The 21856-nt window shown below is 63.8% G+C and carries 21 protein-coding genes; 20 read left to right on the forward strand and 1 reads right to left on the reverse strand.

Annotated elements, in window-relative coordinates; all coding sequences use genetic code 11:
* The first annotated feature begins 246 nt into the window (after positions 1 to 246).
* The 3 genes from AC0L20_RS03400 to AC0L20_RS03410 all read left to right on the forward strand — a co-directional run bounded on the left by AC0L20_RS03400 (position 247) and on the right by AC0L20_RS03410 (position 1286).
* A complete protein-coding gene (locus AC0L20_RS03400; RefSeq protein ID WP_473287419.1) occupies positions 247 to 579 on the forward strand; it encodes a hypothetical protein in 333 nt (110 codons plus the stop codon).
* Positions 580 to 670: 91 nt separating this feature from the next.
* Entirely contained in the window at positions 671 to 844 is a 174-nt protein-coding gene (locus AC0L20_RS03405) for a hypothetical protein (RefSeq protein WP_198034843.1), read from the forward strand.
* Between the two features lie 166 nt (positions 845 to 1010).
* Positions 1011 to 1286, forward strand: a complete 276-nt coding sequence (locus AC0L20_RS03410) for a hypothetical protein (protein ID WP_473287420.1) — start codon at positions 1011 to 1013, stop codon at positions 1284 to 1286.
* 148 nt (positions 1287 to 1434) lie between these two features.
* Here AC0L20_RS03410 and AC0L20_RS03415 read toward each other — a convergent pair whose 3' ends face one another.
* Complete coding sequence (locus tag AC0L20_RS03415) at positions 1435 to 2391, reverse strand: MurR/RpiR family transcriptional regulator (protein ID WP_473287421.1); 957 nt, start codon at positions 2389 to 2391, stop codon at positions 1435 to 1437.
* 241 nt (positions 2392 to 2632) lie between these two features.
* Here AC0L20_RS03415 and AC0L20_RS03420 point away from each other — a divergent pair, with 241 nt between their 5' ends.
* From AC0L20_RS03420 to AC0L20_RS03500, 17 genes are all read left to right on the forward strand, one after another.
* Positions 2633 to 4174, forward strand: coding sequence for an ABC transporter substrate-binding protein (locus tag AC0L20_RS03420; protein WP_473287422.1), 1542 nt, complete (start codon positions 2633 to 2635; stop codon positions 4172 to 4174).
* 79 nt (positions 4175 to 4253) lie between these two features.
* Positions 4254 to 5198 (forward strand): ABC transporter permease, encoded by a 945-nt coding sequence (locus AC0L20_RS03425; RefSeq protein WP_007608695.1) that lies wholly within the window; start codon positions 4254 to 4256, stop codon positions 5196 to 5198.
* 11 nt (positions 5199 to 5209) lie between these two features.
* A complete protein-coding gene (locus AC0L20_RS03430) occupies positions 5210 to 6055 on the forward strand; it encodes an ABC transporter permease (RefSeq protein ID WP_473287475.1) in 846 nt (281 codons plus the stop codon).
* Positions 6056 to 6058: 3 nt separating this feature from the next.
* Positions 6059 to 7033, forward strand: a complete 975-nt coding sequence (locus AC0L20_RS03435; protein ID WP_473287423.1) for an ABC transporter ATP-binding protein — start codon at positions 6059 to 6061, stop codon at positions 7031 to 7033.
* Positions 7030 to 7995: an ABC transporter ATP-binding protein gene (locus tag AC0L20_RS03440; RefSeq protein ID WP_473287424.1), complete on the forward strand. Its 966-nt coding sequence runs from the start codon at positions 7030 to 7032 to the stop codon at positions 7993 to 7995. The genes AC0L20_RS03435 and AC0L20_RS03440 overlap by 4 nt, the downstream gene beginning before the upstream one ends.
* A 338-nt stretch (positions 7996 to 8333) precedes the next feature.
* A complete protein-coding gene (locus AC0L20_RS03445; protein ID WP_007593010.1) occupies positions 8334 to 9584 on the forward strand; it encodes an ABC transporter substrate-binding protein in 1251 nt (416 codons plus the stop codon).
* A 130-nt stretch (positions 9585 to 9714) separates the two neighbouring features.
* The gene (locus AC0L20_RS03450; RefSeq protein WP_027569321.1) at positions 9715 to 10542 is read left to right on the forward strand and encodes an AraC family transcriptional regulator; all 828 of its coding nucleotides are present in this window, start codon (positions 9715 to 9717) and stop codon (positions 10540 to 10542) included.
* A 200-nt stretch (positions 10543 to 10742) separates the two neighbouring features.
* A complete protein-coding gene (locus AC0L20_RS03455; RefSeq protein WP_247282348.1) occupies positions 10743 to 11753 on the forward strand; it encodes a branched-chain amino acid ABC transporter permease in 1011 nt (336 codons plus the stop codon).
* Between the two features lies 1 nt (position 11754).
* On the forward strand, positions 11755 to 12900 hold the full coding sequence (locus AC0L20_RS03460) for a branched-chain amino acid ABC transporter permease (protein WP_473287425.1): 1146 nt from the start codon (positions 11755 to 11757) through the stop codon (positions 12898 to 12900).
* On the forward strand, positions 12893 to 13675 hold the full coding sequence (locus AC0L20_RS03465; RefSeq protein ID WP_473287426.1) for an ABC transporter ATP-binding protein: 783 nt from the start codon (positions 12893 to 12895) through the stop codon (positions 13673 to 13675). Before AC0L20_RS03460 ends, AC0L20_RS03465 begins: the two co-directional genes overlap by 8 nt.
* Complete coding sequence (locus AC0L20_RS03470) at positions 13668 to 15881, forward strand: Tm-1-like ATP-binding domain-containing protein (protein WP_473287427.1); 2214 nt, start codon at positions 13668 to 13670, stop codon at positions 15879 to 15881. The genes AC0L20_RS03465 and AC0L20_RS03470 overlap by 8 nt, the downstream gene beginning before the upstream one ends.
* Positions 15882 to 15884: 3 nt before the next feature.
* On the forward strand, positions 15885 to 16718 hold the full coding sequence (locus tag AC0L20_RS03475) for a phosphoenolpyruvate hydrolase family protein (protein WP_027517172.1): 834 nt from the start codon (positions 15885 to 15887) through the stop codon (positions 16716 to 16718).
* 25 nt (positions 16719 to 16743) lie between these two features.
* Entirely contained in the window at positions 16744 to 19647 is a 2904-nt protein-coding gene (locus AC0L20_RS03480; protein WP_473287428.1) for a flotillin family protein, read from the forward strand.
* A 9-nt stretch (positions 19648 to 19656) separates the two neighbouring features.
* Positions 19657 to 20094: an SRPBCC family protein gene (locus AC0L20_RS03485; RefSeq protein WP_007593021.1), complete on the forward strand. Its 438-nt coding sequence runs from the start codon at positions 19657 to 19659 to the stop codon at positions 20092 to 20094.
* A 5-nt stretch (positions 20095 to 20099) separates the two neighbouring features.
* Positions 20100 to 20549: an SRPBCC family protein gene (locus AC0L20_RS03490; protein WP_473287429.1), complete on the forward strand. Its 450-nt coding sequence runs from the start codon at positions 20100 to 20102 to the stop codon at positions 20547 to 20549.
* The gene (locus AC0L20_RS03495; RefSeq protein ID WP_473287430.1) at positions 20546 to 21364 is read left to right on the forward strand and encodes an FAD binding domain-containing protein; all 819 of its coding nucleotides are present in this window, start codon (positions 20546 to 20548) and stop codon (positions 21362 to 21364) included. The genes AC0L20_RS03490 and AC0L20_RS03495 overlap by 4 nt, the downstream gene beginning before the upstream one ends.
* 5 nt (positions 21365 to 21369) lie before the next feature.
* Complete coding sequence (locus tag AC0L20_RS03500) at positions 21370 to 21846, forward strand: (2Fe-2S)-binding protein (protein ID WP_473287431.1); 477 nt, start codon at positions 21370 to 21372, stop codon at positions 21844 to 21846.
* The last annotated feature ends 10 nt before the right edge of the window (positions 21847 to 21856 follow it).

Here is a 21856-nt window from a genome sequence, read left to right on the forward strand (position 1 = left end):
TACTTGGCCTCGGTGTAGAGAGGGCCGAGATCCCACGTGACAACGCGCTTCCGATGCATTCCCGCGCGCTGCACTTATCAGACGTTAAAGCATTGTCATCCAGATTCACTTAACTTGATCCGAACTTGACCGGCAAAGCCGAGGACGAACCGAATTCGATTTGTTTGATTCCTTGATCTAAAGCAAGCCGCCGCCCTGTTGCTGCATTGGTGTTGTGGCGTTGAAGTTCATTTTTGGAGAACGTCCATGAAGTCGATAAGCGCAAGGAAGATTGCCGTTGCCGTCGCCGCGCTCGTATGCGGCACGACGCTGTCCATCGGCTGGACCGACCAAGGCGGAGTTTCGCTGAGGCTCGACAAGGCGCAAGCGGCGACGAGGTTGTACGTCACTCCCTACTATCGCGGACACTACTACACTAACGAGGGTCTGCCCTGGTACGCCGTGCGAGCCTATTACTTCGGCGGACCGTGGAGCTACGGCTATAGTGGCTGGACCGACTATGCGGCGCGCAACGGCATCGGTTGCGTCCCAGGCTCGTTGGTGAAGGGCGGCGATGGCATCATGTACGTGTGCCAATAGAGCTTCATGATGGCGCGATGGGCGGCGCCCATTAAGCCGCCTGTCGCGCTAATCTGCGTTCAGGAGATCGGCGGCTGAGGGGGAGGATATCATGACCTATGTTCTGGTCGTCATCAGCTGGCTCGGCGTCGCGAATGGCGCCGTCATATCGACACAAGAATTTTCAAGCGCAGAGCGTTGCGAAGCAGCCCGGACGGCGCTGATGGAATACGCGAAAGCGCGCAGTAGCGACGAGACGCTGAGGCCGCTCTGCATGCAGAAGTAAAAAGAGGCGAAAAGGGTGACGCATGTACCCGAACCCGACTGAATCGTTCTGGTGTCTCGCCTTCGCTTAACGGCTTCACGGTTTCGACGGTTCCTTGATCTTGATCAATGGTCCGAGCGCCAGTCCGTGGAGCGATCCAAATTCACTCTCACAGGCGGAGACTATCATGAAGCGTGGTTTGGTCACAAAGCTATCACTCGCGGTTGCCGTGGTCGTCCTCGGAGTGTCCGGCTCGATCGACTGGTCGGCGGAGGAAGGCCTTTTGCTCTCGCTCGGCCAGGCTGAAGCACGAGTCGGGCGGCCCTTGACACCCGTATCAGTCGCCGGCGTGGCACGGCGCACCACCAGGCGCGCGGTCGTCGGCGGCGCGGCAGTCGGTGCAGCCGCTGTCGGCACGGCATGTGTCCGCGTTCTGGTCAATGGCAGCTACGTCTGCCGCTGATAGCCCTCGTTGCCGGCTCCGAACATCGCATCCTGCCAGATAATTTTTTCGGCAGGATGTGCGGTTCAGGTTTCGGAGCGCGATTGGTGTTGCCACATGCGAGCCGCGATGTACCGGCCAAAATCCTCGTTGGGCCACTGTAGATTTTTCAGTCTCCCAGCGGCCCTTTGGCGTCCCCGTCGCTCCCCTTCAGCAACTCGTATTTAATCCGCCGCATGCGTGCCTGGGCTTCGAGCGGCTTGCAATAGGCGGTTGACGCTGCGAGCAGATCGATGGTGGCGAGAAATGCATAGCGCGACGCCGTCGGCTTAAGCGCGTCGGGCGCTTCGGGCACGTGCACGCCAAGCGCAATATCGGCGATTGAGGCCAGCCTGCTTTGCGGCTTGGTAATTGCGACGACCAAGGCGCCGTATTGCTTGGCGATACTGGCTGCCTCGATCACTTCGTTTGCTGCACCGGTGGTCGAGATGGCAACGACGACGTCATCCCGCCCGAAGGTCGCGGCGATCATGCGCATCAAGCTCGGATCGGAGGCATGCGAGACGGCAATCCCAAGACGAAAGAACCGGTTCTGAACTTCCGCCGCCGCAAGGGTGGAACCGCCCCCCACCCCGAACGCTGCAAGCTTCGAACAGCGGGAGATCGCTTCGGCAGCCCTCTCGATGTCGTCCTTACGAAGTCCCTCCTCGGCAGCGGCAATTGCACGACGAATTTCCTGAAACACCGACCGCCAGAGCGCGGGGCGCGCCAGATCGGTCCCGACATGCGGGGGAGGCTCAACGTAAATCCGCCCAACCGCCATTGCTTGAGCCAGCCTCACCTTGAGGTCGCGGACGCCCCGGCAACCGACGGAGCGGCTGAACCGGGTTACCGTCGGCTCGCTGACGCGCGCCCGACGGGCCAACTCGGAATTGCTGGCGTGAACGGCAAATTCCATATCGGCCAGCAGCACCGTGGCAACGCGCTGCTCGGACGGGCTGAGGCTTGGAGCGCTCTGCCTGATGAGGGAGATGATGTCGCCGGCCACGACATTGTCGTCGCCCGGCGGCTTCGAGATTGCTGCACCAACGGCTCTCGCCGGATGATTTCGCTTTGCACGCGCCATTGCCCGCCCTTCCCCAGGTCAGATCAACCTGCGCTCTTGGCAAGAAGCTGCCGTAAGAAACCTTCAGCATCGACCAAACGTATATCGGCCCGCCCCATCAAGAACAGCATTTTCCGCTTGATAATTGCTAAATTGTGTATGTAACTTTCAAACAAGCGATAGCGTGCCGTCAGCCCAAGCAGCTGAAAGGCACATCCCCTGCTCCGGGAAGCAGGCGGTTCAACAAGGCGGGAGGGCGATCATGAGATACGGTCCAAGTGTCTTGATGCGTGGCGTCGTGGGGCTGGTTACCGCGTCATTCTTGTTTGCGCAGGCCAATGCCGCCACCCTGCTGCGCGAAGCCACCATCGGAGAACCGCCGCCGCTCGACGTCATGCTGACGACAGCCGACGTCGCATCGGTCATCGGCCGCCACATCTTCGAGACCCTGTATGCGCTGGACTCGACCTATACGCCACGTCCGATGCTGGCCGAAAGCGATCGCACGGAAGACGGCGGTCGGACCATCGTCATCAAGCTCCGCGAAGGTGTCCTCTTCCACAACGGCAAGGAGATGACCGCCAAGGACGTGACCGCCTCGATGACGCGATGGGGCAGTTTCGGTGCGCGCGGCAAGCTCCTGATGGCGGCGGCTACGTCGGTCGAGGCGACTGGACAGTATGAAGTCACGCTGAAATTGTCCGCGCCGAACGGCGCCTGGAAGGCTCTCATTGCGGACGTCAATGGCGGTCTTGCGATCTATCCGGAAGACATAGCCGCCAAAGCGGGGAACCGGCCGATCGAGCAAAAGGACTATATCGGCACCGGGCCTTACAAGTTCGTGGAGTGGCGGCCGAACCGCTATGTCGAGGTGGAAAAGTTCGAGGGCTACAAGCCGGTGAAGGAAAAGGGTGACGGCTTCGCCGGCGCCCGCGTTGCGAGCTTCGACAAGATCCGTTTCATTCCGGTGCCAGACGTCGGCACGCGCGTGAGCGGCGTGCAGGCGGGCGACTACGACTATGCGGAAATGATCTCCGGTGATCTGTACGAGTCCCTGAGCAAAGATCCATCGGTCCAGGTGCAGCGTACCAACGCGCCGATCTTCGGCCTTTTCTTCATGAACTCGAAGCAGGGGATTCTGAAGGACAACTACAAGCTCCGCCGCGCCATCCAGACCGCGTTGGACAAGTCGCAGGCGCTGCGCGTCGCCTTCGGTCCCAAGGACCTGTGGAATGCCGAAGGATCGATCTTTCCCAACGGCACACCCTGGTACTCGACCGAAGGCGCCTCAAATTACAGTGCGCACGATCCGAAGAAGGCCAAGGAGCTCGCAAAGGAGGCGGACTACACGGGGACGCCGATCCGCCTGCTGGTCTCGACGAACTACCAGGCACACTATGACGGAGCCTCCGTCTTCACCCGCCAGCTGGCCGATGCCGGCATCAATGTTCAGATGATGGTCGTCGATTGGGCGACCCTTCTGAAGATGCGCGGCCAGCCGGAACAATGGGACATCTTCGTCACCCACCATTCCTTCGCCCCCGACCCGCTGCTGCTCACGTTCTTGAATGCGAGCTATCCCGGCTGGTGGGACAGCCCCGAGATCGGCTCGCTTCGGGCCGAGTTGATCAACACGACCGATCCGGCTGCGCGGAAGTCGACTTGGGGCAAGATCCAGTCGCTGATCTACGAGCAGGTACCGGTGATGAAAGTAGGCGACGCCTACACCTATGACATTGCTTCTCCCAAGCTCAAGGGGCTCAACCCAAACGGTCCCGTGTTCTGGAATGTGTCGATGAAATAGGGACGGGCAATGAGGCCGCGAAGACTGTCGAGCGCCGGCGCCGGCGCGCATCGTTGCCGCTGACCAGGCGCTCAATCACATGTGGTCTTACGCATTCAAGCGCGCAGGAACGACGGCGGTGACGCTGCTGGCAGCGTCCATCATCATCTTCGCGTTCATCCATATCGTGCCGGGTGACCCGATCTACGTTCTGCTCGGTGATACCGCGACTCCCGACCAGATCGACGCCTTGCGACACCAACTCGGTCTCGACCAACCGATTATCCTGCAATATCTCACTTGGGCCGGCCATGTGCTCGAGGGCGACCTCGGGCGCTCGATCTTCTTCCAGGCACCCGTGCTGTCGGTAATTGCCGATGGCGCCGAGACCAGCACCTTGCTCGCCACCATGACGATGATCTGGGTTGCGGTCATCGGCGTGCCGATCGGCATGATCGCGGCGGTCCGGCACGGCACGTGGCTCGATCAGGGATTGTCCGGCGGGGCGATGCTGATGGCCTCGATACCCACGTTCTGGGTCGGGCTCTATCTGATCCTGATCTTTGCCGCCTGGCTCGGTTGGTTTCCGAGCTCCGGTTATCCGTCGATCTTCGAAGGCGGTGTCGTCAATCTCCGCTATCTCGTCCTGCCCAGCCTGGCGCTTGCGGCCCCGAATGCTGCTTTGATCCTGCGGCTGACCCGCGCCAGCATGCTCGACGTCTCCCGGGAGGACTACGTGCGCACGGCGCGTGCAAAGGGAATCCGGCCGTGGCAGGTCGTGCGCCGCCACATCTGGCGTAATGCACTCCTGGCGGTCGTGTCCGCCTTCGGCTTCACTTTCGCCGCGCTGCTGTCCGAAGCGGTGGTGACCGAAACCGTATTTGCCCTGCCCGGCATCGGCCGCCTCGTCGTTCAGTCGATCCTTCGCCGAGACTACCCTGTGATCCAGGGCGTCATCCTGGTCATCGTGGTAGTCTATCTCCTGATCAATCTGATCGTCGATCTGAGCTATCGTCTGCTCGATCCGCGGGTCGAACTCCAATGAGCAGCAACAGCGTGACCTTGTGGCTCAAGCCGTTCCTCGCCCGCCCGATCGCGCTGGCCGGGCTCGGGGTCCTTCTGGCGACTGTGCTCGCCGCGGTCTTCGCATCCTGGCTGTCGCCTTACGATCCGTATGCTATCGATCCCCTGATCCGCCTGACGCCCCCGAACGTGACCCACTGGTTCGGCACCGACCAATTCGGCCGGGATACCCTGTCGCGCACCATTCATTCCGCACGCATGGCGCTTCTGATCGGCTCGGGGGTGGTGGTCTTCGCTCTCGCGACCGGCGTTCCGGCCGGCGTACTTTCCGCTCTGTTCCCGCGGCTGGGTCATCTGCTGATGCGCATGGTCGACGTGCTGATGGCCTTCCCGACTCTGCTTCTCGCACTCGGCCTGATTGTCATCTTGAGCCCGAGTGTGGCCACCGTCATTCTGGCCATCGGGATCGGCTACATGACGACGACGACCCGGATCGTGTACGGACTGACACTGCGGTTGCGCGCGGAGACCTATGTCGAGGCGTCGCGCAGCATGGGCGCCGGAGCGGCATGGCTCATCAGTCGGCACATCTTGCCGAACCTGGTCTCACCACTTCTCGTGCAGGCAAGCTTCGTCTTCGCGTTCGCGCAGCTTGGCGCGGCTTCACTCGACTTCCTGGGCCTCGGCGCCCCGCCGGACATTCCGAGCTGGGGCAATATGCTGGCGGAATCGCGGACCTTCATCACGCGCGCGCCGTGGCTGCTCTTCTTCCCGGGCATGATGATCGTGGCGACGGCATTTTCTCTGAACCTGGTCGGCGATGCATTGCGCGATCGACTCGATCCGCGGTTCCGTCAAGTCTTCGGTGAGAAGGGTTAGGCCGTGCTGACAGTTTGCGACCTTACGGTGTCGGTGGGGCCGGAAACCGCGCCGGTCGACATCGTCGCGGGCCTGTCCTTCGGCTTGGCCAAGGGCGAGATCCTCGGTCTCGTCGGCGAGTCCGGTTGTGGAAAGAGCATGACCTCGCTTGCGGTCATGGGATTGCTGCCGCAGCCCGGTCCCCGGGTCCGGGCCGGGCGGGTCCTGTTGGAGGGCTGCGACGTAACGCAGTTGCAGCCCTGGCAACGTGTCGAAGCCGGCCACGGCCGCATGGCAATGATCTTTCAGGAGCCGATGACCTCACTCAACCCGGTTCGTCGGATCGGCGATCAGATCGCCGAAGCCGTGCGCGTACATGAGGGAATTTCGGGCGCGGCGGCGCTCGTCCGCGCGCGCGAACTGCTCGAACTGGTCCGTATGCCCGACCCCAAAATGCAGCTGTCCGCGTATCCACACCAGTTGTCCGGAGGCCAACGCCAGCGGGTCATGATCGCGATTGCGCTGGCCTGCAGGCCACAGGTGCTGGTCGCCGATGAACCAACCACCGCGCTGGACGTCACTATACAGGTTCAGATTCTCGGGCTCTTGCGCGAGCTCTGCAATCGGCTCGACATGGCGATATTGTTCATCACCCACGACATGGGAGTCATTGCGCAGCTCGCCGATCGCGTGGCTGTCATGTACGCCGGCCGGATTGTGGAAACCGCGGCAGTCGATGCGCTGTTCGGCGCACCGCGTCATCATTACACCCGCGGACTGATGGATTGCATGCCGTCGCGAAATTCCGGCGCGCGCCGGCTGCCTACAATTTCTGGTCAGCCGCCGCTGCCAGGTTCGGTCGCTGCTGGCTGCGTGTTTGCCTTGCGTTGCGCAGCGGTGCGCGATGAGTGCCGCGTGGCGACCCCGCCTCGCCTGGAGGCCTCCCAAGGGCACGAGGTGCTCTGTGCATTTCCGCTTGCCCGCGGGGAGCTGCCATGAGCGGCAATGCCATTCTCGACGTCCGGGATATGATGGTCTCGTTCAGTGCCAGGCGAGCCGGTCGGAAATACCGGGTGCAGGCGGTGGATGGTGTATCGCTGTCGCTGGCCGAAGGCGAGGTCCTCGGGATTGTCGGCGAGTCCGGCTGCGGCAAGACCACGCTGGGCCGCACCCTCGTCGGGCTGGTCCAGCCCGACAGCGGCAACATCAAATTGAAGGGAACCGAAATGATCGGAGCCGGCGGCTCCGGCGTCCGCGAGATGCGCCTGAGCGTCCGAATGGTTTTCCAGGATCCCAATGCATCGCTCAATCCACGACGTGCAATTGGAGATTCGGTGGCGGAGGCGGCCGACATCAGCGGCTTCTTCAAGAGCCGCGCTGAGCGCAGCGCGGCCATAGCTGCCACCTTGACGGCCGTCGGGTTGAACCCGTCTTTCGCCGCTCGCTATCCCTACGAGCTGAGTGGCGGGCAGCGGCAGCGGGTCGGAATCGCACGAGCCATTCTTCCCACCCCGTCCATCATCGTCGCCGACGAGCCGGTCTCGGCCCTCGACGTTTCCGTGCAGGCGCAGGTGCTCAATCTGATGATGGACCTGCGTGACCAATTGAGACTGTCGATGCTCTTCATCTCGCACGACCTTGGCGTGATTGGACAGATCACCAGCCGCGTTGCTGTCATGTATATGGGCCGGATCGTGGAGCAGGCCGGGACGCGGACGGTGCTGGATCATCCGCTCCACCCCTATACGCGCGCGTTGGTGGCGGCAATTCCGAAGCCCGATCCATCGAAACGGATCCTGGGCGCGATCGAAATGGGTGAACCGCCAAGCCTCTTCACGCGGCCGCGCGGCTGTGCCTATGCGCCCCGCTGTCCAATGGCCAGCGATCGCTGTCTCGTCGATGTGCCACAACTTCGATCTGTCGGTGCGGACGGTCGGACGATCGCCTGCCACAACGTATAAGCAGCGAGTGCCGCGCGCGGCGAAATCACGCAACGCCTACGATTGATTTCCCCTCTATTCGAGCGATCCCATTCACGCGGCCGCAGTCGCAACCGCCATGCGGCTGGCGGGTGCCAATTCGGGAGGCCTGACTCCTGTTGCACCGCGATGTTAATCGCGACGCAACATTCAAAATGAGACTGCCTGTTAAGCCGCGCACGGCTCCGGCACGTGCGCTGCATCCGAGTTCGGATAGCCTCCCTTTCAAGAACCGTTGGCCTTGTCCGAACGCCGCATCGCGCGGCGGACGCGTCAAGCGCGGTGAAAAACAGCGACAAGAACGCCCTGGGAGGAGAGCAATGTTGAAAGGCAGTCTAGGACTGATCGCGTTGAGCAGCCTGTTACTTTCGGGCACCGCCTTCGCACAGGAGAAGATCAAGGTCGGCGTCACCGCGACGCTCGAGGGTACCTACACCGTGCTCGGCGAGGACGGTATCCGCGGCTTCCAGACGGCCCTCAACGTGCTCGGCAAGAAGGTCGGCGACAAGGAACTCGAATTTGTCATCGCCTCGACCGACGCGACGCCGGACTCCGCCGTGCGAGCCGTGCGCAAGCTGATCGAGCAGGACAAGGTACAGATACTGCTGTCACCGCTGTCCGGAGACGAAGGCATCGCGGTCAAGAATTTTGCAAAGACCCATCCCGAACTGACCTTCATCAACGCCGCATCGGGCGCCCAGGAAACGACCTATGTCGATCCGGCTCCGAACTTTTTCCGCTACAACATGGACGGCGCGCAATGGCAGGTGGGCCTCGGCAAATACGCTTATGACCAAAAGAAGTATCGCAAGATCGCGACCGTCGGCGAAGACTACTCCTTCATCTATACGCAAGTGTTCGGCCTCGTGCTCGAGTTCTGCGGTGCTGGCGGACAGGTCACCAACCGGCAATGGGTGCCGCTCGGCACCAAGGACTTTGCCTCGGTTATCGCCGCACTGCCTGACGACGTGGACGCAATCTATCTCGGCCTCGGCGGCGCCGACGCCGTCAACTTCCTGAACCAATACCAGCAGGCCGGCGGCAAGGCGCATCTGATGGGCGGCTCGATCATGATCGACCAGACCATCCTGTCGTCCAAGGGAAACGCCAAGAATGCCCTGATTGGCACGCTGGCCGCGAGCGGCCAGGCCGACACCTGGGAGAACCCGAGTTGGCAGAAGTTCGTGAAGGATTATCAGGACGCCTTCCCGCCCAACAAACGCTTCCCGAGCCCATCGCTGCTCGCCACCAACTATTATGGCTCGACCATGGCGCTGATCCTGGCGCTGCGTCAGGTCAACGGAGATCTCTCCAACAATCAAGCCAAGTACAAGGAGGCCCTTGCCAAGATCGAACTCGACGCACCCAACGGAAAGATCAAGCTGGACTCCAACCGCCAAGCGATCGGCACCAACTTCGTTACCGAGGTTGTCGACGATGGCAAGGGCGCGCTGTTCTCAAAGGTTGTGAACGTGATCCCGAACGTCAACCAAACGCTGGGCTACGATCCCGCGGTGTTCGCCAAAATCGGTTTGCCGAGCCGCACAGTACCGGAATGTAAGAAATACTGACCTAGTCTCGTTCGCGAACGATGACCGGACGGGGAGAGATTTGCCCGAAGCGCGACACGTGCGCCCTTGCATTCTCTCCCCGGTTGTTGAACGCTAGCAAAAAATACCAAGAGCTTTTGGGAGGAGAGGCATGAGCCGGGCGCTCGCCGTCTTCCACGGCCGCTTTGGTCGGGCGACGGTCTATCAGTTGAACCGCCCTTTCAACATCCACGCACATCGCGAAGGTCATTTGATCTTCCATGTCGGCGGGCGTTCCGCATGCATCGATGTCAGCGACGGACGTTACGAGCTCACCGAAGGTTCCGTCGTCGCGGTCAATCCGTGGGAGCCGCATAATTTCCTGCCGTCCGATCTCGAAGGCGGCGCCGTTTTCTTCGTGCTCTACGTCAATGCGGAGTGGTTTGCGCCCGATGCGCCCGGCGCCGACCGCTTGCGCTTCGGCCGCACCCAGTTCACGCGGTCCGTTGCGCTGGACAAGCATATCAGGCACGCAGCCGCCCTCGTGTGCGGCGCTCCCTCGCTCAACAGCCTCGATGGCGAGCTCAGAAGCCTGATCGACATCTGTTATGACGAAAGCTGGCAACAGGCGGCGACCGCGCGCGATCCACGCGCAAACGGCTCCGTCACGGATTTTCGTGTGCGCAAGTGCATCAAGATGATGTCGGAGAGTCCCGGCGCCGAGATCGAGCTCGACACCATCGCGCGCGAATCCGGCCTGTCGCGACCGCATTTCTACCGGCTCTTCCGCACTCAGACCGGCGTCACGCCACACCTCTATCTCAACACGCTGATGATGGAGCAGGCGCTGGAGGCGCTGGTGGCGAGCGAAGCGCCAATCGCGGATATCGGCTTCGATCTCGGCTTCTCGTCGCAGAGCGGATTCACCCGCTTCTTCGCTGCCAATGTCGGCATGGCGCCGACCGATTATCGCCGCGCGGCCAAGGTTTTGCGCGCCTAAAGCCACGCGAAAAGATACTCACGATCAAGCGCCTCCCTTACAGCCGCACTAGGATGCGCCAAAACGCGGTCCCGAAAGAGGATCGCGCGCGATAGGGAGCGCACGTGCATGGCAGGGCTTGCGGCCGGCAACGGTCTGCGTGCCCCTCCGCCCCGCTTGCGGGGTGAGAGATGGGGTGACGTGAAGACGGAGCGGCGATCATGACCCGGTTTGTCGAACGCCATCCCGCCTGGGCCCTGATCGTCATCATCGCGATCGCGTTAGCGCTCTGGCTGATTTTCGCGGTCTGGCCGCAGGGCGTTGAAGATGCGTTCGGCCGCAAGCGGGTCTTCCTCAACGCGCTCTTCAACGGCATCACGCTCGGCGGCCTCTATTTCCTCGTCGCCAGCGGTTTTACGCTGATCTTCGGCCTGATGCGCAACGTCAACCTCGCACACGGCTCGCTCTATTTGTTCGGCGGCTATGTCGGCTACGCCATCAGCGCCGCGACCGGTTCATGGGTCCTCAGCTTCATCGTCGCTTTCATCCTGACGGCGCTGGTCGGCGTCCTGCTCCAGGTCCTCGTCTTCCGCCGCATGGAGGGCCAGGACCTGCGCCAGACCATGGTGACGATCGGACTCTCGATCGTGTTCGCCGATTTGATGCTGTGGGCCTGCGGTGGCGATTTCTATCAGATCCAGACCCCGAACTGGCTGATCGGACCCGTGGAGCTTCCGCTGGTCACCGCGGTCAAATCCTCAGGCGAGCCGGTCTATCTCCGCTATCCCATGGTCCGACTCGTGATCTTCGCCGCCTCCGTCGTGATCGGCGTGGCGATGTGGCTGGCGCTCAACCGCACGCGCATCGGCATGATCATCCGCGCCGGGGTCGACGATCGCGACATCCTGGCTGCGACCGGAGTGCGGATCCAACTCGTTTTCGTGGTGGTGTTTGCGCTCGGCGCCGGCCTCGCCGGCGTCGCCGGCGTCGTCGGCGGAACGTTCCAGTCGCTCTCGCCCGGCGAGGATATCCGCTTCCTGCTCGCCTCCCTGGTCGTCGTGATCGTCGGCGGCATGGGCTCGATTCCGGGGGCTGCGCTAGGCGCGCTTATCATCGGCCTCGCCGAGCAGCTCGGTTCGGTCTACATCCCAACCTACGCCATCGTCGTGACCTTCCTGATCATGGTTCTGGTGCTGGCAATTCGGCCGCAGGGCCTGTTGGCGAGGCGCTGACATGTCCCTCGCGCACGACGCCCGCGTCCCGGTTCGTCACACCGCTGCTGTGCAACGCTCCAGATTGCGCGGATGGCCGGAGATCGACAATCCGGCGGCCTGGACCGTCGCGGCCATTCTTCTGATCATGCCCCTGATCGCCAACGGCTTCTTCCTGATCGAGATCTTTGCGACCACGCTGATCCTCGGAACCATGGCGCTGAGTCTGATGTTTCTTGCCGGCTATGGCGGCATGGTCAGCCTGATGCAGCTCACCATCGCCGGTTTCTGCGCCTATATGGTCGCGGTGTTTGGCGTCAGCGGCAACGCCAATATCAGCCTGGGATGGCCGTGGTGGCTTGCGGTGCCGATGGCGCTCGCGCTCGCGACCATCTTCGGCACGCTCGGCGGCGCGCTGGCGGTGCGCACCGAGGGCATCTACACCATCATGATCACGCTCGCGATCGGCGCGGCGTTCTATTATTTCACCAACCAGAACTGGGCGATTTTCAACGGCCATACCGGCATCAATACAGTTGCCACGCCGCATTTCTGGGGCGTCAACTGGCGTGGCGACATTCCCTTCTATTATATCGTCCTCGCGGTAGCCGCGCTGTGCTACTTCGCCGTGGACTACATCTCCCGCGCACCGTTCGGCCTCGCGCTACAAGGCGTACGCGACAATCCCCGCCGCATGGCAGCGCTCGGCTTCAACGTCAATGCGCATCGCGTTGCGGCCTACGCCTTCGCGTCCTTCGTCGCGGCGCTGGCGGGGGTACTCCAGGTCTGGAACTACCGGCAGATTTCGCCGGGATCGGTGAGCGTTGGAGCCTGCATCGACATCCTCATCATCGCGATCGTCGGCGGCATCACGCGCCCCGTCGGACCCTTTATCGGCGCGCTGATCTTCGTGCTGCTGCGCACCTTCGCACTCGACTTCCTGGTCAAGCTGGGGCTCGACGGCAACCGCTTTCGGCTCCTGATCGGCCTCGGCTTCCTCGCCATCGTGTTCTGGTCCTCGGACGGCGTCATCGGGCTCTGGCAGAGCTGGCGCCGCCGCCAACGCTCCGGCGCGGCAAGTTCAAGTGGACGACATGGCCGAGAACCTGGCCGAGAATCTGGCCAAGGATCCACCCAAGGATCCACTCAAGGATCCCGCCATGGATAGCGTCGCGCAACGCCTCTCTGTCGTGGGCGCCGGCGCGGCGCTGGAGCTGCGCGGCGTGACACGTCTGTTCGGCGCGCTCGCGGCACTCACCGACATCACCATTACCGTCCGCCCCGGCGAACGGCGCGCCGTGCTTGGCTCCAACGGCGCCGGCAAGACCACGCTGTTCAACTGCATCACCGGCGACTTCCCACCCTCTTCCGGCACCATCCGCTTCTTCGGCGAGGACGTCACGCACTTCCCGCCTTATGAGCGCATCCGCCGTGGCCTGCGCCGGACTTACCAGATCTCCGCGCTGTTTCCCGGCCTCACCGTCCAGGACAATGTCTACCTCGCCTGCCGTGGCGTCTCACGCGGGCGCTTCTCGTTTCTCCGCCCCGGTCAGAACGATGCGTTGATGCACGCGGCCGAAGATCTGGTGCAGGCCGTCCATCTCTCAGGCGTGAAGGATCAGCGCGTTGCCGAGCTCGCGCATGGCCAGCAGCGCCAGCTCGAGATTGCACTTGCGCTTGCCGGCGCGCCGCGATTCGTCCTGTTCGATGAACCCGCCGCGGGACTGTCGCCGACCGAGCGTGCCGAGCTGATCGAGATATTGACCTCCCTGCCCGCGCATATCGGTTACATCATCATCGAGCACGACATGGACGTGGCCCTGCGCGTCGTCGAGAGCGTCACGATGATGCACAACGGGCGGATCTTCAAGGAAGGCCGTCCGCAGGAGATCGAGTCCGATCCCGAAGTGCAGGAGCTTTACCTCGGAGGCGGCCATGAATGAGGTCCGCCGCACCGCCGCCGCGCTCGAAGTCCGTGGCCTTGACGTCTACTATGGCCATTCGCATGCGCTGCAAGGCGTGGACCTGACACTCGAGGCCGGCGTGTTCTCGGTCGTCGGCCGCAACGGCATGGGCAAGACCACGCTATGCAAGGCCATCATGGGGCTGGTGCCGGTCAGCGGCGGCTCGATCCGCATCCGCGGCGATGACATCACCCGGCAGCCGCCCGCCCACATAGCCCGACTCGGCGTCGGCTACGTTCCGCAGGGACGGCGGCTATGGCGATCACTCAGCGTCGACGAGCATCTGCAGCTTGCCGCCGGCTTGCGCCGCGGCGCCTGGACGGTCGAGCGCATCTACAAGACGTTTCCGCGGCTGGCCGAGCGCAAGGATCACGGCGGCGGCCAGCTCTCCGGCGGCGAGCAACAGATGCTTGCGATCTCGCGCGCGTTGCTCACCAACCCGCGCCTCCTGATCATGGACGAGCCCACCGAGGGGCTCGCCCCCGTGATCGTGGCCCAGGTCGAGGAGATGCTGCTACGGCTTGGCGAGGACGGCGAGATGTCCGTGCTCGTGATCGAGCAGAATATCGGCGTCGCGACGGCCGTGTCGCGCAAGGTCGCGATCATGGTCAACGGCCGCGTCAACCGCATCATCGATTCGGTGCGGCTTGCCGCCGATCGCGAACTGCAGCAGCGCCTGCTCGGTGTCGGAATGCACGCCGGACTCGAGCTCGACCTCGACGTGCCGCCGGCGGATACGGAGGCGAAGCCTTCTCCGCAGCAGACGCGGCCAGGCGGCGCGATCCGCATCTACATGTCCAACCCGACGCCGCCGACACGCTGGTCGCAACCGGTGCCGATCGCCCGCATCGAAGCCGCGGCCCGCACGTTCCCGACACAGGTGATGCGTCTCGACGAGACGGCACGACGCCGGCGCGAACCGGTCGCGGCCCAAACGCAGGGCTCTCCGGTCGTGCTCGTCGTCGGTACGCTCGACACCAAGGGCGCCGAGCTCCGCTTCATCCGCGACATCATCGCCGGGACCGGCCTGCGAACCCGATTGGTCGATGTCTCCACCAGCGGCAGGCACGCGGCCAGCGACGTCTCCGCCCAGGAGATCGCCTTGAACCATGGTCGCGGCGGATCGGCGGTATTCGGACCCGACCGCGGCGCCGCCGTCACTGCGATGGCCGAGGCCTTCGCCAGCTGGCTGCGGCGCCAAAACAATGTTGCCGGCGTGATTTCGGCGGGCGGCTCGGGCGCAGCGTCGCTGGTCGCGCCCGGTATGCGGATGCTTCCTGTCGGGGTGCCGAAGCTCATCGTCTCGTCCGTCGCCTCTGGCGACGTCGGGCCCTATGTCGGCCCCGCGGACATCACCATGATGCATTCGGTCACCGACGTTCAGGGCCTCAACTCGATCTCGCGCGCCGTGCTGGCCAACGGCGCCAACGCGCTCGCCGGCATGGTCAAGGCGCGCCTAGATCAGCATGCACGGAAGGATCGCGACGACAGCGGATTGCCGTCGGTCGGCATCACCATGTTCGGTGTCACCACGCCGGCGGTGCAGAAGATCGCGTCCGACTTGCGCGAGGATTTCGAGTGCCTGGTTTTCCACGCCACCGGCGTCGGCGGGCACTCAATGGAGGCACTCGTCGATTCCGGGCAACTCGCAGGCGTCATCGACCTCACGACCACGGAGGTCGGGGACCTCCTGATGGGTGGCGTGTTCCCGGCCACCGACGACCGCTTTGGCGCCATCATCCGCAGCCGGGTGCCTTTTGTCGGCTCGGTGGGCGCGCTGGACATGGTGAATTTTGGCGCGCCCGAGACCATCCCGGAGCGCTACCGCGGCAGGAAATTCCACGTCCACAACCCGCAGGTTACCTTGATGCGGACCACGGCGGAGGAGAACGAGCGCATGGGGCACTGGATCTCCGATCGGCTCAACCGGATGGATGGCCCGGTGCGCTTCTTCCTGCCCGAGGGCGGCGTCTCCGCGCTCGACGCACGAGGACAGCCATTCTGGGATCCGGACGCCAATGCGGCGCTGTTCCGAACGCTGGAACGGAACGTGCGGCAGACCGCCAACCGTCAGCTCATCCGCGTTCCCAAGAATATCAATGATCCCGAGTTCGCCTCCACCATTGTCAGCGCGTTCCGAACATTGTTCGGCCGCAACGGGGCGCGCCGGAGACTAGCGAGGTGACCGATGGCCCGGTTTGAACGCGCTGCACTGTTGAAGCGCTTCCGCGACATGGCAAGGCGCGGCGAGCCCATCGTCGGCGGCGGCGCCGGCACCGGCCTTTCGGCCAAATGCGAGGAGGCTGGCGGTGTCGATCTCATCGTCATCTACAATTCCGGCCGCTACCGCATGGCCGGCCGAGGCTCGCTCGCGGGATTGATGGCTTACGGCGACGCCAACGCCATCGTGCTGGAGATGGCCGGCGAAGTGCTGCCCGTCGTGACCAGGACGCCAGTGCTCGCCGGCGTCAATGGCACGGATCCGTTCCGCGACATGGATCTTTTCCTGGACCAATTGAAAGCGCTCGGCTTCGCCGGTGTGCAGAACTTTCCGACCGTCGGCCTTATCGACGGCGTGTTCCGCGCCAATCTCGAAGAGACCGGCATGTCTTATGCGCTCGAGATCGACATGATCGCAAAGGCGCGCGAGAAGGACCTGCTGACGACGCCCTACGTCTTTAGCGAGAAGGAAGCTGCCGCGATGGCGATCGCGGGCGCGGATATCATCGTCTGTCATCTGGGCCTGACGACCGGGGGCACCATCGGCGCGCAGACCGCACTCAAGCTGACGGATTGCCCAGCGCACATCGACACATGGGCCTCCGCCGCGCTCGGCGTCAATCCGGACATTCTGGTGCTCGCTCACGGCGGACCGATCTCCGATCCGGACGATGCCGATTTCATCATGAGGAACACACGAAATTGTCACGGCTTCTACGGCGCCTCCTCGATGGAGCGGCTGCCGGTCGAACGGGCGCTGACGGATCAAGTTCGCAAATTCAAGGCGATCGGCGCGCGATAACGCCGAAAGGTCGAGGGAGAGAAACATGTCAGGGACTCTGGTCGGTGAATTGATCCTTTGGTTGATCGTCGCCGTCGTGGTGATCGTGGTCGGCGTCTACATCGTGAACTGGCTCTATCACCGCTCGTCCAAGGAGACCTCATTCGTTCGGACCGGCCTGCTCGGCGAGCGCGTTGTGATCAACGGCGGCGCCTTCGTGCTGCCGTTCATCCACGACTACACGCCGGTCAACATGAACGTGCAGCCGATGGGCATCGTGCGCTCCCGCCAGGACGCCGTGATCACCCGTGACCGCATGCGCGTCGACATCGAAGCCGATTTCTATGTCCGAGTGCAGGCGACCCGGGAAGCCGTGTCTATCGCGGCCGCCACGCTCGGCCGCCGTACCATGGAGCCCGAACAGCTCCACGCCCTCCTCGCCGGCAAATTCATCTCGGCCATTCGGTCCGTTGCCTCGGAGATGACCCTCGAGCAGATGCACGAGCAGCGCGGCGAGTACGTCGCCCGCCTCAAGGCGAACGCGGCAGAGGCACTTGCCCAGAACGGACTCGAGCTGGAGTCAGTCGCGATCACCGATCTCGACCAGACCGATCTCGAATTCTTCAACCCCTCGAACCGCTTCGACGCCGAAGGTCTGACCCGCCTGATGGAGGACATCGAGGCCAAGCGCAAACTGCGCAACGACATCGAGCAGGATTCGATGATCAAGATCCGCTCTCGTAACCTGGAGGCCGAGCGGCAGGCTCTCGAGATCGAACGCGAAAGCGAGACGGCGCGCCTCGAACAGGAGCGTGACATCGAGATGCGCCGCGCCCTGCAACGCACCGAGGTCGCACGCGAGCGGGCCCTGCGCGAGACCGAAGCCGAGCAGGCGCAGATTTCCGCCCGTGAAACTATCGAGAAGGCGCGAATCGCCAACGACCAGGCGATCGCCGAAGCCCGCATCGCCTCGGAGCGAGAGACCCGCCAGCGGGAGATCGAGCGCACCCGCACCATCGAGGAGAAGGAGCTGCTGGCACGGGAGGAGATTGAGAAGGCCCGGATCGCCAACCAGCGCTCGATCGATACCAGCCGCATCGCTTCCGAGCGCGAGGTACGCCAGCGCGAAATCGAGCGGATGCAGACCATCGAGGAAGCCGAGATCACCGCCCGCGAGGCGATCGAGAAAGCGCGTATCCAGCAGGACCGCGTCGTGACCGACGCCCGCATCGCCAACGAAGAGGAGACCCGGCGCCGCGAGATCGACCGGACCCGCGCCGTGGACGAAGCCGAGATTGCTGCCCGCGAGACGACCGAAAAGGCCCGCATCGCCCAGACCATGATTGTCAATGTCGAGCGCATCGCATCCGATGAGCGCACCCGTGCGCTGGAGATCCAGCAGGTGCGTAACATCCAGGAAGCCGAGATCGAGGCGCAGCGCGCGGTCGAGGCGGCGCGCATCGCCCGCGAGCACAGGCTCGCCGTCGAGCGCATCGCGGTCGAGCAGAATACCCGGCAGTTGGAGATCGAACGCAATCAGACGCTGGAAGTCGCAGAGGTCACGGCGCGCGAAGCCACGGAAGCTGCCCGCATCACCCAGCAAGAGCGCGTGCGCTCCCTGGAGATCGCCCGCAACCGCGCCGTCGAGGAAGCCGACATTGCCTCACGCGAAGCCATCGAAGCCGCCCGGATCGCGCAGGAGAAGTCCGTTGCAGCCGAGCGTATCCAGGCCGAGCGCGACACGCGCGCGCTCGAGATCGAGCGCACAGCCGTGCTCGAGGCCGCCGAGCTGAAGCGTCGCGACACCATCGAGCGCCAGCGCATCGGCGTCGATCTCGCGCTCGAAGCCGAGCGCATCACCTCCTCCAGGAAGCGTGAAGTCCTCAACATCGAGCACAAGAGGGCGATCGAGATCGCGGACGAGGACCGCGTCATTGCGCTCTCGACCAAGAAATCCGAGCGCATCGACGCCGACCGCCAGGTCAGGCAGGCCGAGATTGTCGCGCGCAAGGAAGTCGAGACCACCGACGTCTCGCGCGAGCATGCGCTGGAGGCAGCGCGGATCGAACGCCGCCGTTCGATCGAACAACTCGAAGTTGCCCGCGTCCAGTCGCTCCAGGAAGCCGAGATTGCCGCGCGCGAAGAGGTCGAGCGCTCCCGCATCGCCTCCGATCGCGGCCTCGACGAGGCCCGCATCGGCCGCGAGCGCGAGCTGCGCAAGCTCGAAATCAATCGCGAGAAGGAGGTCGAGACCGTCTTGATGGAGAAGGCGATTGCCATCCACCTGAAGTCGCTCGAAGAATCTGCGGCCAAGGCCTCGGCCGAGGAAGCGCGGGTGCATGCCACCGAAGCCACCGAGCGCGTCATCACCGCGCGCGAGAGCGAGATCGCGAAGCGTCGCAAGACCGTGGAGATCCTGATCGCCGAGAAGCAGGCCGAGGAGACGCGAATTGCCGCGGAAGCCGAACGGATCCGCGCCGCAGTCGAGGCCGAGGCGCAGCGGATGCTCAACGAGGCCGAGAACGTGCTGACCGACCAGGCGCGCTACTCGCTGTTCCGCAGAAAGCTGCTCGACCGCATCGAGGGTATCGTCCGTGAGAGCGTCAAGCCGATGGAGAAGATCGAGGGCATCCGCATCCTTCAGGTCGATGGCCTCAACGGCAACGGCCATGGCGGCAATGGCGGCCGCAGCGCCACCGACGAGGTGATCGACTCGGCGCTGCGCTACCGCGTCCAGGCGCCGCTGATCGACTCGCTTCTGGCGGACATCGGCGTCGAAGGCGGCAGTCTCGCCAAGATGCCAGGCCTGATCCGGGAGGCTCGCGACATGCAGGGCATCAAGGACTCCGCACGCAAGGGCGGCGGCGGTGGCGGTGGCGAGAAGCCAGGTGCTGCGCCCTCGCCCGACGGCGAGCCGCCCCCCGAGCGCAGCCCCCGGAAGAAGAGCTGAGGTGGCACCATGGCCCGGGTCTACGTCTCAACCGTCGTCAACGCGCGCAACGATCGCGTCTGGGCGCGGGTGCGCGACTTCAACGGTCTGCCGAACTGGCATCCCGCGATTGCGGAAAGCCGCATCGAGGGTGGCGAGCCCTCCGACAAGATCGGCTGCGTCAGGGATTTTCGCCTGCGCAACGGCGATCGTATCCGGGAAAAGCTGCTCGGCCTGTCCGATTACGACATGTTTTGCACCTACTCGATCCTCGAATCCCCGATGGGGGTCGAGGACTACGTCGCGACGCTTCGGCTGACGCCGGTCACGGATGGCGACCAGACCTTCATGGAATGGACCGCCGAGTTCGACTGCGCACCCGAGCGGGAGGCGGAGCTCGTCGCGAATATCGGCGGTGGCGTGTTCCAGGGCGGCTTCGACGCCCTCAAGCGCCAGTTCGGAGGCTGAGCGCCGTGCCGCATATCGCCAAGAGCACGATCCTGGATGCGCCGACCGGCTCCGTGTGGGCGGTGCTGCGCGACTTCAACGGACACGATCGTTGGCATCCGGCGGTCGCGACCTCCACGATCGAGCGTGCGCAGGCCTCAGACAAGATCGGCTGTGTCAGGCGCTTTAAGCTGCAGGACGGCTCCGAGCTGCGCGAGCAATTGCTGACGCTGTCGGATCTGGAGCAGACCTTCAGCTATTGCCTGCTCGATACGCCGGTCCCGATGTTCAACTACGTAGCCCACGTTCGCCTGCTGCCCGTGACGGACGGCGACCGCACCTTCTGGCACTGGGAATCCCGCTTCTCGACACGGCCGGAGGACAAGGACCGGATCACCCACATGGTCGCGGAAGATATCTACCAGGCAGGATTCGACGCGATCCGCCGGCACCTCAAGGAGGCTGTGTCAACATGACTGTGACGGTGAAGACTTTCACGAGTTCGAGCGAGGCCGCCGCCGCGCTGTCGTCCGATCGCAACGCGCGCTATCTCGGCGGCGGCACGCTGGTGATGCGCGCACTGAACGAAGGCGACATCTCGGTCTCAACCGTCGTGCGCGCCAACGACCAAGCCTTGACCCGGATTGACCCAGCCGGTCCACGGATCACCTTGGGTGCTGGCGTCACTTTCGCCCGAATTCTGGGCGAGCGCGACCTCGCTTTCCTGCACGTTCCTGCCCGCTCGATCGGTGGCCCGGCGGTGCGCAACATGGGTACGGTCGGCGGCAATCTGTTCGCGCCCAACCCCTATGGCGATTTCACCGTCGCCCTGCTTGCGCTCGATGCCACGGTGGCCGTGCAAGGCGGCTTTGGATCGCGCGACATTCCAATTGAGGAGTTCTTGCAGTCGCGTGAAAGGCAGGCGGGCACGCTCGTGCTGTCGGTGTCCTGCACGCGACCGACAAGCCCGGAGGCTTTCCGCTACCGCAAGATCGCACGGATCAAGCCCAAGGGCGGCTCCGTCATCACGCTCGCCGCACATCTGCCCATCAGCGGCGGACGGATCGCCGGGGCACGAATCGCATTGGGATCGATGGCGCCGACGCAAATACGTGCGCGGGCGGCCGAACGCGCTCTCGAAGGCCGCGCCCTCGATGCCGCGACCGTTGCGGCCGCAGCCTCCGCAGCTGCGGAGGGAACATCGCCGTCCGACAACGCGCTCGGCAGCGCCTGGTACCGCCGCGAGATCGTCGGCGTCCATCTGCGTCGTCTTCTTTTGGGTCAGGAATAGATCGTATGGCCAAGACTGCCCTACAATTTCGTCACAACGGCAGCGATGTCGCCATTTTCGTCGATGGCGGCACCAACCTGCTCGTCGCGCTCCGCGAATTGATCGGTGACATGACGCCGAAGTTCGGCTGCGGCCAGGGCGGCTGCGGCACCTGTAGCGTCCTGATCGACGGCGAGCTCCATCTCTCCTGTCTGACGCTAGCCGAGACCGTCGCCGGCCGCTCCGTCGAGACGCTGGATAGCCTGAAGCAGGGACCGAACCTCCATCCGCTGCAGCGCGCCTTCGCTGAGAATTTTGCCGCCCAGTGCGGCTATTGCACGCCGGGCATGCTGATGGCTGCCAAGGCGCTGCTCGATCGCAACCCCTCCCCGAGCCACGCCGAGATCGTCGAGGCGATCTCCGGCAACATCTGCCGGTGCACCGGATACGAGCCGATCATCAACGCTATCCTCGCCGCCTCCGGCGGCCGGGTGAGCGCCTGAAGGACCAGAT

This window comes from Bradyrhizobium sp. Kon58 (assembly GCF_055807455.1).

Coding starts and splice junctions, on each gene's coding strand:
- AC0L20_RS03400 (WP_473287419.1), top strand. CDS start 247: ATGAAGTCGATAAGCGCAAGGAAGATTGCCGTTGCCGTCGCCGCGCTC.
- AC0L20_RS03450 (WP_027569321.1), top strand. CDS start 9,715: ATGAGCCGGGCGCTCGCCGTCTTCCACGGCCGCTTTGGTCGGGCGACG.
- AC0L20_RS03425 (WP_007608695.1), top strand. CDS start 4,254: ATGTGGTCTTACGCATTCAAGCGCGCAGGAACGACGGCGGTGACGCTG.
- AC0L20_RS03480 (WP_473287428.1), top strand. CDS start 16,744: ATGTCAGGGACTCTGGTCGGTGAATTGATCCTTTGGTTGATCGTCGCC.
- AC0L20_RS03500 (WP_473287431.1), top strand. CDS start 21,370: ATGGCCAAGACTGCCCTACAATTTCGTCACAACGGCAGCGATGTCGCC.
- AC0L20_RS03495 (WP_473287430.1), top strand. CDS start 20,546: ATGACTGTGACGGTGAAGACTTTCACGAGTTCGAGCGAGGCCGCCGCC.
- AC0L20_RS03420 (WP_473287422.1), top strand. CDS start 2,633: ATGAGATACGGTCCAAGTGTCTTGATGCGTGGCGTCGTGGGGCTGGTT.
- AC0L20_RS03440 (WP_473287424.1), top strand. CDS start 7,030: ATGAGCGGCAATGCCATTCTCGACGTCCGGGATATGATGGTCTCGTTC.
- AC0L20_RS03475 (WP_027517172.1), top strand. CDS start 15,885: ATGGCCCGGTTTGAACGCGCTGCACTGTTGAAGCGCTTCCGCGACATG.
- AC0L20_RS03415 (WP_473287421.1), bottom strand. CDS start 2,391: ATGGCGCGTGCAAAGCGAAATCATCCGGCGAGAGCCGTTGGTGCAGCA.
- AC0L20_RS03405 (WP_198034843.1), top strand. CDS start 671: ATGACCTATGTTCTGGTCGTCATCAGCTGGCTCGGCGTCGCGAATGGC.
- AC0L20_RS03470 (WP_473287427.1), top strand. CDS start 13,668: ATGAATGAGGTCCGCCGCACCGCCGCCGCGCTCGAAGTCCGTGGCCTT.
- AC0L20_RS03410 (WP_473287420.1), top strand. CDS start 1,011: ATGAAGCGTGGTTTGGTCACAAAGCTATCACTCGCGGTTGCCGTGGTC.
- AC0L20_RS03485 (WP_007593021.1), top strand. CDS start 19,657: ATGGCCCGGGTCTACGTCTCAACCGTCGTCAACGCGCGCAACGATCGC.
- AC0L20_RS03445 (WP_007593010.1), top strand. CDS start 8,334: ATGTTGAAAGGCAGTCTAGGACTGATCGCGTTGAGCAGCCTGTTACTT.
- AC0L20_RS03465 (WP_473287426.1), top strand. CDS start 12,893: ATGGATAGCGTCGCGCAACGCCTCTCTGTCGTGGGCGCCGGCGCGGCG.
- AC0L20_RS03455 (WP_247282348.1), top strand. CDS start 10,743: ATGACCCGGTTTGTCGAACGCCATCCCGCCTGGGCCCTGATCGTCATC.
- AC0L20_RS03460 (WP_473287425.1), top strand. CDS start 11,755: ATGTCCCTCGCGCACGACGCCCGCGTCCCGGTTCGTCACACCGCTGCT.